The sequence below is a fragment of the Desulfomarina sp. genome, assembly GCF_054039375.1.
In genome coordinates, this window is sequence record NZ_JBPLBA010000254.1 from 1 (window position 1) to 7800 (window position 7800).

The 7800-nt window shown below is 47.1% G+C and carries 6 protein-coding genes and 2 riboswitches; of the genes, 4 read left to right on the top strand and 2 right to left on the bottom strand.

Translation table 11 applies throughout. The features are described from left to right. Positions 1-208 precede the first annotated feature (208 nt). Positions 209-1765 carry a Re/Si-specific NAD(P)(+) transhydrogenase subunit alpha gene (locus tag ACXLDX_RS14020; RefSeq protein WP_457577811.1) on the top strand — a complete coding sequence of 519 codons (1557 nt, stop codon included), beginning with the start codon at positions 209-211 and terminating at the stop codon, positions 1763-1765. A gap of 10 nt (positions 1766-1775) precedes the next feature. Continuing rightward, positions 1776-2060, top strand: coding sequence for an NAD(P)(+) transhydrogenase (Re/Si-specific) subunit beta (locus tag ACXLDX_RS14025; protein WP_457577812.1), 285 nt, complete (start codon positions 1776-1778; stop codon positions 2058-2060). Here ACXLDX_RS14025 and ACXLDX_RS14030 read toward each other — a convergent pair. Beyond that, on the bottom strand, positions 1980-3221 hold the full coding sequence (locus ACXLDX_RS14030; RefSeq protein WP_457577813.1) for an IS256 family transposase: 1242 nt from the start codon (positions 3219-3221) through the stop codon (positions 1980-1982). The two genes, ACXLDX_RS14025 and ACXLDX_RS14030, sit on opposite strands and share 81 nt — an antisense overlap. Between ACXLDX_RS14030 and ACXLDX_RS14035 the strand changes: the two genes are divergently transcribed. Both ACXLDX_RS14035 and ACXLDX_RS14040 read left to right on the top strand, forming a co-directional pair. Next, entirely contained in the window at positions 3220-4557 is a 1338-nt protein-coding gene (locus ACXLDX_RS14035; protein WP_457577814.1) for an NAD(P)(+) transhydrogenase (Re/Si-specific) subunit beta, read from the top strand. The two genes, ACXLDX_RS14030 and ACXLDX_RS14035, sit on opposite strands and share 2 nt — an antisense overlap. 65 nt (positions 4558-4622) lie before the next feature. Further along, positions 4623-4807: riboswitch (cobalamin riboswitch) on the top strand. Between the two features lie 121 nt (positions 4808-4928). Continuing rightward, positions 4929-5912 carry a sirohydrochlorin cobaltochelatase gene (locus tag ACXLDX_RS14040; protein ID WP_457577815.1) on the top strand — a complete coding sequence of 328 codons (984 nt, stop codon included), beginning with the start codon at positions 4929-4931 and terminating at the stop codon, positions 5910-5912. 70 nt (positions 5913-5982) lie between these two features. On the opposite strand, the gene cobI is transcribed toward ACXLDX_RS14040, so the two are convergent. Further along, positions 5983-6708 (bottom strand): precorrin-2 C(20)-methyltransferase, encoded by a 726-nt coding sequence (gene cobI / locus ACXLDX_RS14045; protein ID WP_457577816.1) that lies wholly within the window; start codon positions 6706-6708, stop codon positions 5983-5985. Between the two features lie 179 nt (positions 6709-6887). Further along, a riboswitch (cobalamin riboswitch) is annotated at positions 6888-7096 on the bottom strand. Positions 7097-7800: the final 704 nt, after the last annotated feature.

Here is a 7800-nt window from a genome sequence, read left to right on the forward strand (position 1 = left end):
CAGGCTGAGTTTCATACGTAATCAGATACCTTTTTTTATATAATGCACTGACTCAACACTCCCGTAATTTCTCTTTAATAATTACCATTACTTTTTACAAATGAGTATTATAATTAATCCATGACCGATTTTCTCAATTGACTACAGAATCCTGAATGCGGTGATATAACCCTCAGCCGTGGATATTCAGATAAAAGAGGAGATAAGCATGCATATTGGTATACCGAAAGAAACACAGAAAGGTGAACGACGGGTCGCAACAACACCTGATGTCGCCAAACTTATAAAGAAACTCGGTTTTGAAGTCACTGTCGAATCAGGAGCCGGACTGGCTTCAAAATTTACAGATGACGCTTACCAGGAAGCTGGTGTCAATATCGCCAAAGATGTAAAAACACTTTATGACACATCGGACATAATTTTAAAAGTTCGAGCCCCCGGATTCAACCAGGAGCTTTCCCTGGATGAAACGGAATTGTTTCGCGAAGGACAGACACTTATCAGTTTTATCCAACCCGGCCTGAATGAGGAGTTGCTCAAACAACTCTCGGCCAAAAAAATATCGGTCCTGGCCATGGATTCAATTCCCAGAATTTCCAGAGCGCAAAAGATGGACGCGCTGAGTTCAATGGCAAATATCGGCGGCTACCGTGCTGTAATAGAGGCGGCCCAGCACTTCGGTCGTTTTTTCACCGGCCAGATAACAGCCGCGGGCAAAGTTCCGCCTGCCGCAGTTCTTGTTATCGGCGCCGGTGTAGCCGGCCTGTCTGCAATTGGTACGGCCAGGAGCATGGGGGCAATCGTCCGCGCTTTTGATACCCGCCCCGAGGTAAAAGAACAGGTCGAAAGTATGGATGCCGAATTCCTGATGCTCGATTTTTCCGATGAAAACGGCAGCGGTGAAGGTGGTTATGCCAAGGTAATGAGTGATGAGTTCATCAAAGCTGAAATGGCTCTTTTTGCGGAACAGGCAAGAGAAGTTGACATAATTATCACTACGGCTCTCATCCCGGGCAGACCTGCTCCTGAGCTGATCACCGAAGCAATGGTGCGCAGCATGAAGGAAGGCAGTGTCATCGTTGACCTGGCCGCGGAAATGGGCGGCAACTGTAAACTGACGGAAGCAGATAAGGTCATAGTGAAACACGGTGTTACCATAATAGGTTATACGGATTTACCATCACGTCTCGCGACCCAGTCAAGCCAACTGTATTCCACCAACCTCCGCCACCTGCTTACTGAACTGACTCCCGAAAAAGATGGGAAAATCAATATCAATATGCAGGATGAGGTGATTCGTGGTGCAACTGTAATCAGGGAAGGTGAAATAACCTGGCCACCCCCTCCCCCCAGGCTTTCAGCTTCACCTCCAAAACAGGAACAGCCCGCCGCACCACCGGAACCAGTAGAAGAGAAAAAACCGAATCCTTTAGGTGTGATTCTACCTTTCGTCATCGGAGCATTGGCTCTTCTGGGGCTTGGAGGTATTGCTCCCCCTGAGTTCATGTCCCATTTCACCGTCTTTGTTCTGGCCTGTTTTATCGGTTATATGGTTGTCTGGAATGTGACACCGTCCCTGCACACACCCCTCATGAGCGTAACAAACGCGATCAGCTCCATTATTATTATTGGCGCACTGCTCCAGATATCTTCGGAAAGCCGGTTAATCATGTTTCTTGCCGGAATCACCATTCTTATAACCAGCATAAATATTTTCGGTGGATTCGCAGTTACTCACCGCATGCTTGCCATGTTCAGGAAATAGGAGGAAACCCATGACACAAGGTATTGTTACAGCAGCCTATATCGGGGCAAGCATCATGTTCATACTGGCCCTTGGCGGACTCAGTCGGCCGGAAACTTCAAGAAGGGGTAATTTTTTTGGTATCCTGGGTATGATACTGGCGCTTTCAGCCACTGTCATCGGGATTGTATCGAACAACTACTTTATCTTAATTGCAGGAATTCTCATGGTAGTGTCAACTTTTCTGTGTGAAATTGTTCCAGGCCAATTTTTTAAGGTTCGGAAGGTTTCTTCCCACTTTTCCAATCGGATTTGACCTCCAATGCAATTCCATTCTCAGTGAAATAAAAGCCAGGAGCCGGTAACAGGCATCCTCTCCAGCCACTATTTCCATTGGTTTGGTTCTTCGTTTAAATTCCTTGTTTAATCGTTCAATTACGTTCGTTGTCCGAAGAGAAATCCACTCCTCCTGTGGAAAACTGAAAAACGTCAGGCAGGAATCGAGAGATCGGTCTAGACAGGCAACTGCCGATGGTAGATCCTTCCCCCATCTGCTGATAAAATTTTCATAGAGCTCAAGGGCTTTTTTCTTAGAAGAAGCATAAAAAATGGACCTTACTCCATCTGCGACAATTTCCTTTTGTTTCTTAGGAACTTTTGCAAGTATATTTCTCGCAACATGCACCTGACAACGCTGTACACGGGCATTGGAAAATTCTTCCCGAAATACTTTCTCAAGACCTGGAAGACCATCCATGATACCAAGTTGAACAACACTTCCGTCCAGACCTCTTTCTTTGAGGTCTTTGAAAAACTCTCTCCAGATAACTGACGATTCTTTGTCGCCGGCTTGAAGACTGAGAACCAACTTCTGACCCGTCTCGTTCACTCCTATTGCTGCCAGTACGGGGGTCAGTTCAACTGACTGGCAATATCGCATCGGGAAATTGACACCATCGATGAAAATATATTTGATTTTTTCCTGAGAAAGGTCTCTACGTCTCCATTTTTCCACAGACTCGGACAATTCAGAATTCACATTACTGATCTCTGTTGGAGAAATGGATCTTCCAATAAGTCTGCGTGAAAGCATTGATAAACTGCGTGTACTGATACCAGCAAGAAACATCATGCTCATATCACGACTGATTTCTTTTTCGTACTGTTTGCTCCGAGGAAGAATTTGTGTGTTATATTTTCCAGCCCTGTCACGAGGAACCTTGACTTTTACTTCTCCTATTCCCTTAAGAGCAAATTTCCTTTTATATGAACCATTACGGTGGTTTGATTCTCCATCTTGACGCTCATATGGTTCTCTGCCAAGAAAATTACTCATCTCTGCTTTCATAATAGAAGACAAGTACTCACCTACGGTCTGCCGCAGATCAACACGGATCATCTCAAACAGTGATTCTGGTTGCTGTTGAATCTCGTTGAATATTTCTACAACTTCAGGTACGCTGATTTCCACTTTCATGGCGCTTCTCCTTTTAGGTTTGATCTTTTTGCGAATTTCAAAACCGTATTATAGGAAAAGCGCCTTTTTTCTGCCTCTTATAATTTCACACAATATATTTTACACTACCATTCTCATCGGTGGATCCATTGGCCTGGTTCTGGCCGGAAAAGTAAAGATGACTCAAATGCCGGAGCTGGTTGCAATCCTGCACAGCCTGGTCGGCTTAGCCGCAGTGCTTGTCGGATTTGCCAATTTCCTGGATCACGACCCTGCGCTTGTCGGGACGGACAGAACCATCCATGACATAGAAACCTACCTGGGCATATTTATTGGAGCCCTCACCTTTTCAGGATCAATAATCGCCTTCCTCAAGCTCAGTGGTAAAATCGGCGGCAAACCTCTGCTGCTCCCGGGCCGGCACTGGCTCAATCTTGCTCTGCTTGTCGGCGCCCTCACCTTATGTACCGGTTTTGTGAGACAATCCGCTGCGGGAGGTGGCACATCTTCACTTGTCATGATGACCATAATCGCTCTCGTTTTCGGCGTGCATATGGTTATGGCGATTGGTGGAGCCGATATGCCGGTGGTCGTTTCCATGCTGAACAGTTATTCGGGCTGGGCGGCAGCTGCAACCGGATTCATGCTGAATAATGACCTGTTGATCGTGGTCGGCGCCCTTGTAGGAAGCAGTGGTGCCATTCTCAGTTATATAATGTGCCGGGCAATGAATCGTAAGTTCATCTCCGTTATCGCCGGAGGTTTCGGGACATCGGGAGGCAAGGCTGCATCAGCACCGGAAGGAGAAGCCGGGAACATTATCCCTGTTGAAAGTGCAGAGGTGGCTGAGTTACTGCTTAATGCCGAAGAAGTAATGATTATTCCCGGCTACGGTATGGCGGTGGCCCAGGCTCAACATACCGTGCATGAAATAACCAGAAGACTGCGCGCTGAAAATATCAATGTCCGTTTCGGCATCCATCCGGTGGCCGGTCGTATGCCCGGCCATATGAACGTCCTCCTTGCTGAAGCGAAAGTTCCATATGACATCGTTTTTGAACTTGATGAAATCAATGATGACTTCCCGGATATTGATGTTTCCGTGGTCATTGGTGCCAATGACATAGTAAATCCGGCAGCCCAGGAAGTACCTGACAGCCCCATCGCAGGAATGCCGGTACTCGAATGCTGGAAGAGTAAAACCACCATCGTTTTGAAACGATCCATGGCAACAGGCTATGCAGGGGTATCAAACCCTCTCTTTTACAAGGAAAACACGCGGATGCTCTTCGGCGACGCCAGGGAAAGTCTGGACAGTGTGCTGAAAAATCTCAACCAGGAGAATGTTCGGGAATAGGCCTCTTTTCACAGTTCTTTCTCCCCAAGTATCAGACACCCTTGACTTGCCGTTCTGTTTTGAGTACAGTTACACCGTTTTCAGGTATCCGTAAATACGGATGAAAAGGGAACCCGGTTAAATTCCGGGACGGGCCCGCCGCTGTAACCGGGGACGAATTCCGCATGATGTCACTGTCTGATTCAGATGGGAAGGCGCGGAAGGAGAAAGATCCGGAAGTCAGAAGACCTGCCTGAGACATGTCTGCGTTCCAGGCAGGGAAACAGACAACGGCACATCTGGGATAAAGAAGGGACATCCCGGATCAATTTTAATAATTGGTCCGGGATTTTTTCGTTTATCTCAGGGCCGCTTGAAAGGGAGATTTTTTCATGAAGCTGAAAACCGTTTTTCTCACGGCTGCTGTTGTAAGCATATTTGCCGTACAAACCGTATCCGCAGGGGAACATAAAGTGGAGCATAAAAATGGTGTTGTTCTGGCCATGTTCGGCACCACGGTTGAACCGGCCCTGCAGGGGCTGCTGAACATCAGGGAAAAAATGGCCAAAGCGTACCCGGACACTCCTGTACGTTTTGCCTTCACATCCAATATCATCCGCCGCATCTGGCAGAAACGGGCCAAAGACCCGGCCTACATTAAAGCACATCCGGAAATACCCGCAGAAATCCTGCACGTCCAGGGACCACTGGCAACTATTGCCAATTTTCAGGATGACGGCTATGACACTATAATTGTCCAACCCACCCATATCGCTCCGGCGGAGGAATTCCTCGATCTCAGCAGTTATGTCAAGGCAATTGGCTCCATTGACACCATCAAGAAAAAATTCAAACCGTTCAACAAACTTGTCATCGGCCGGCCCATGCTCGGTACTTTCGGTGTTACACACCCCTATGATGAGGATATCAAGAGAGCGGTCAAGGCCATGAAGGAAGATGTGGATCGCGCCAGAGCTAAAAAAGCCGCACTGGTTTACATGGGACACGGTAACGACTTCTTCCCCTCGGGCGGTTCATATCTCCAGTTTGCCCACGAAATGAACCAGGCGTATCCCGATGTACTCACCATAGTGGGTACTGTTGAAGGATATCCAGGTGTTACGGAAGTTATAAATAAGTTAAAACACGCGGGCGTTAAAAACGTTTATATCCGGGCTTTCATGATCGTCGCGGGCGACCATGCCCGTAACGATATGGCAGGGCCCGAGGAAGATTCCTGGAAATCTCTTATGGAAAAAGAAGGCATCACCGTACACCCCTACCTGCACGGAATGGGAGAAAATGACAAAATTGCCGAGATTTACGTGCGGCACGCAGCGGACGCGGCCAAAGACGCGGGAATTGAGTTGAAATAGTGATGCGTTGAGATCTTGTGCGGACGCCCCGGTGCCCGCACAAAAATGAGGATGAGAACAGTTTCAGGATTCAGGTTTTACGCACAATTATCGTTGAGAAATAGTGTATCTCTCTGCCGACAGCCTGGCTGATATCACTCCATATTTTCTGATCGCCGAGGCTGCACCTTTCAACCAGCACCGCCTTATGGAGGAGGTCGAGCCTGTCCAGCAGTCCCGCAAGTCTCGCCATGACCTTGTGAACCTTCATAAAAACAATGGTATCACTGGCTTCAAGTATTTTTTCAATCTCGCAGTCTTCAAAGGTGGCAGGAATGACAACAAGTTTTTCATCACCGAGACAGAGGGGCGTCGCAGTGACCGCCGATGACGCGCCAATGGCGGAAACACCCGGAACGATTTTTACGCTGAAAGGATGACCGAGTTTCTCCAAGGTCTCGCAGACATAAAAGCCCGTACTGTAAATAGCAGGATCACCCAGGGTGGGAAAAGCCACATCCTTCCCCGATTGAAGGTAAGCGAGGATGGTTTCGGCGGCTTCCCGCCAGGCATTGTCCACCTCAGTCTCCGGTCTTTTCCCCCTGTGCACCTGTTTCATGGGGAAATGATGGGACAGAATTGTTTTCCCGGTGGACTCCACCTCTCCTGCGGCTATACTGAGAGCCATACTCCCGCCATGCTTATAGGCTGACGGTACAAACCAGATGTCACATTTTTCCAGAGTCCGCACCGCTTTCAGCGTCATCAATTCAGGATCACCGGGACCAACGCCGATCAGATAAAATGTACCCTGCATTATCACCTGCCATAGTTATGAAATATGTAATGAAAGTTCGGAGATCAACAGCAGCACCGGAAGTGAAAATTACTTATTTGATCCACCCGGATAAAAAAAATCCCCGAACCAATGAAATTGATCCGGGGATTCCCTGTTTTCCTCGTATCGCCAGGCATCCTTTCCACGGAATACCGTTTAAGCAGAACTGGTCTCAGGCAGGTTTTCTGACTCCCGGATCATCCTGCATTCACGCCTTCCCAGGTTTCCCCAGTGGCAAAAAGTGTGAATTCCGTCCCCGGTTACAGCGGCGGGCCCGTCCCCGAATTTCACGAGGTTCCCTCTTAAGCTTCCTGTCAATATTGAATCTGAACAGACAGGTTAAAGCACCTGAAAACGGGAGTAGGTTTAACAAAAACTTATGGGTAAAGTCAACCGCTTTCTCATGGTCTCTTTTGCTGTGGATTTTCAGATCAATGGTTACAGGTAACTACTCACAGGGGTAGCAATTATATAATGTTATTACCTCTGAACTGTAATTGCACACAGGTGCCTCAGATTTTTGCAGGCTCTTTTGTTCGCTATAGCCTACCTATGCGGACGAAAGAGACCGTGAAAAGCTGGGGTACCTGTGAGTAATTACGGTTACAGAAAATATTTGCCTTCCTGGCTCCCGGGTGTACTATCGATGCATGATTAAGATTATTTCATCGACAAAATTTATAATACACTGCCTAAATCCTGCAATTGGTAAGTTCGGAGTCTTCGCTTACCTGCCGGAGATGCGAGGTTCAATGGCGCTGACGTATAGGCATACTTCAAGCCATTGAAAACGAAGCAGATTCGGTAAAATTGCCAATCCCGCAGGGGAAAGAAAATGAAAAAATTTACATTCATCTAAAAAGTGAATAGCCAAATTTACTAAATATATCATAATATATTGAAATCAAGTTATATTTACATTTTTTCATTTTCTGCAGTGCAGGATTTAGGTACTGATATTTCATCATTAAAATGGACCAGAGTCTTATATCGCAAATATGGCCCCATCTTCTGTGGCCACTTCTCAGGATATCGTTTTTTATCTGCGTGGGACTCCTGATTGCCAATTTT

What these genes read in the sequence shown, in the direction of transcription:
- ACXLDX_RS14020 (WP_457577811.1), top strand. Translation starts at nt 209, where the DNA reads ATGCATATTGGTATACCGAAAGAAACACAGAAAGGTGAACGACGGGTC.
- ACXLDX_RS14025 (WP_457577812.1), top strand. Translation starts at nt 1,776, where the DNA reads ATGACACAAGGTATTGTTACAGCAGCCTATATCGGGGCAAGCATCATG.
- ACXLDX_RS14035 (WP_457577814.1), top strand. Translation starts at nt 3,220, where the DNA reads ATGGCGCTTCTCCTTTTAGGTTTGATCTTTTTGCGAATTTCAAAACCG.
- ACXLDX_RS14030 (WP_457577813.1), bottom strand. Translation starts at nt 3,221, where the DNA reads ATGAAAGTGGAAATCAGCGTACCTGAAGTTGTAGAAATATTCAACGAG.
- ACXLDX_RS14040 (WP_457577815.1), top strand. Translation starts at nt 4,929, where the DNA reads ATGAAGCTGAAAACCGTTTTTCTCACGGCTGCTGTTGTAAGCATATTT.
- cobI (WP_457577816.1), bottom strand. Translation starts at nt 6,708, where the DNA reads ATGCAGGGTACATTTTATCTGATCGGCGTTGGTCCCGGTGATCCTGAA.